This is a genomic window from Priestia sp. P5_B4 (assembly GCF_056400385.1).
In genome coordinates, this window is the sequence record NZ_JBFULJ010000580.1 from 1 (window position 1) to 2,466 (window position 2,466).

Annotated in this window: 2 protein-coding genes; both read right to left on the reverse strand. The window is 32.5% G+C overall.

The features are described 5' to 3' along the window. The coding region (locus AC1DRF_RS23210; protein ID WP_477741803.1) for a 5-methylcytosine restriction system specificity protein McrC at positions 1-725 on the reverse strand (725 nt) is incomplete at its 3' end. After that, positions 725-2,466 (reverse strand): AAA family ATPase (locus AC1DRF_RS23215; protein WP_477741804.1); only part of this gene is annotated, 1,742 nt, incomplete at its 5' end. The genes AC1DRF_RS23210 and AC1DRF_RS23215, both read right to left, overlap by 1 nt.

Sequence of the window (2,466 nt, forward strand, 5' to 3'; positions counted from 1 at the left end):
CTCGGTTCAAATCGCTGATTCAGACGATTTAAAGTTATGTTGTTCAAATCGCGAGGAGAAAAAGATTGAGAATCAACTTCTGAAAACCAAGATTGACAGTGCTTCAATTTATTTAGTGTATTAATATTACGAACTTTTTTAAGTAACAATTCATTGGTTGCTTTATAAATTTGATTGAGCTTATTGTTACTCTGAAGTTCTTCATATCTACAGTATATCTTTGTTCTTTTATTGGTAGAGATATTTTGTATATGCTCCTTTATTTGAAGCGATCCTTTTAATACATTCAGATTCCCCTCACTAGAAATATAGTCCGAATATATACCTCTTTTCAATTCTTTCTCAAGAAGCACTACATAAAGGTAACCAAAAATCTCAAATAAGTTCTCACTAAGTAGATTTAAAAGGCTAACAGTTGAGTATTTTATATTCAACTGTCCACTTCTTTTCAACATATTTAAAAGTGCTTTTCGAGAAACTACAGGATCTTCACCCAAGCTAATCTTTGGAAGAATTTCGATCGAAACATTAGACAAGCCAATATAACCTACATAATTCATAAAGGTTATCGTTTTTCTACCCCAAATGATATTTCTTTCATCTAGTTTATGGACTTTTATTATTTGTTCTAATTCATCTGCTTGTTGTTGTGTAATAGAGTGTGAAGATATTTCATCGGATATGACGAGTTGATCGTAACACTCTGACAAGACAATATGTTTCATTATGAATCCAAATCCACATATAGTCTGATGAAGGCTTCTTTAATTGGATTATCGACCACATGGTATTGGTACTGTTTATCAAAGTCTCTTCCTAATAAATTTCCAAAAATCTTTGATGGATCCTTCTCTGATTTATTCAAGAAGAAAGATGAATCCCCAAATTCCCCAGCTCCTCCAAGGACCATTTCAATCTTTTCCCAATCCTCATAAAAGTAATCTTGCAATAATKGAAGCACTTTGAATTTCATAATAGATATAAGATCTTTAAAGGTTAGATCTGGCTTCATAAAATAAGCATGGCCAATTAAATGGTCTTGGTCATATAAAAAGTTAATACGCTCGTTTAGTGCCATCAAAAATTTTGAAACATTTACACCCTCAACATCTTCCGGTAATAAGCTTGCGTCTGGTGCACATTCAATGAAGTTAAACCTTCTACGAAGCGCAGTATCCATTAATGCAATTGATCGATCTGCAGTATTCATGGTTCCAATGATAAATACATTCTTTGGAACACTAAACCTCTTTTTAGAATAGGGTAAGATTAATGAAATTTCATTCAACTCCCCTTTTCTTTTATCTTCTTCTATAAGAGTGATGAGTTCGCCAAATATTTTAGAAATATTGCCTCGATTGATTTCATCAATGATTAACACAAAATTTTGTATATCTTCTTGAAAAGAACTTTGCTGTTTACTTGATAATATAGATCGAATATTTTCCGTATTGATATCTTCGCGAAGAAATTTATAGATTGCTTGTTGTGAAAGAACTTTATTAGACAAAAACTGCTCTACCCCAATCGGTTCTCCATGATATAACCATTCTACTTTCCTAAAATGGTTATAACTGATTTCCGAATTAGGTTCGTAATAATATTCTCCAATTACCTTTGCAATTGCTCTAACCCTATGGTTTCCTTGAGAAATCAGAATGATGTCACCAATTTGAATCCAATTTTTAAATCGATTTATGGCATCAATGTTAAAAGATCTTTCCTCATTGTCTGGATCTGAATTTAAGAATTTCTTTTTTACTTCTTTTCGATCACTACAATTACTATAGTCAATCTCTCGTCCCCATCCTAATGCAACAACATTATTTTCAATACAATATTCATAAATATCGTCATCCCCAACTAACGAGTTACCTAGGGACATTTTATGAAAATTAATTGAATTTACGTCAAAATCATAACTCGAAATGGATTGATCTTCGGCTAATTCAGCCGCCTCACATAATGTTCTAAAAACTCCGGAAGTAGGAACAAATCTCCCTTCTTCGTCGCTTCTTAGCCCTTCTACAAAATCTTCATAAGAAAAAGACTGATGGAAGGTACAAAAAGCTATTTGCTTTTTCTCTATGTATTTTTTGTATTCATTCATGATCTCTTCTCTTGTGGTTTCCCCCTCGATTAAGTCTTTATACCTTTGAGGATCTATAATTTCTATAGCTTTTAATGCAACATTATAAGTTTTACCGGTACCTGGTGGACCATACAAAATTAAATTTTTCGTATTCATTTTCAGCACCTCTGTCTTAGTTTCTCTAATCCCTTCTTTTGGAAGATATACTTTTCTTACTTGATTGATAAGGTCATCGGAGTAATCTTTACTCGTAATTTGCCTCGTAGATATTCCTTCACTTAGGCGTACATCTACTAAAGGATAGAATAATGAGTCTGTAATTTTCACCTCTACAAACTCTTTTCCTTGCCACGTATGTAATTTTTGAACAAGAG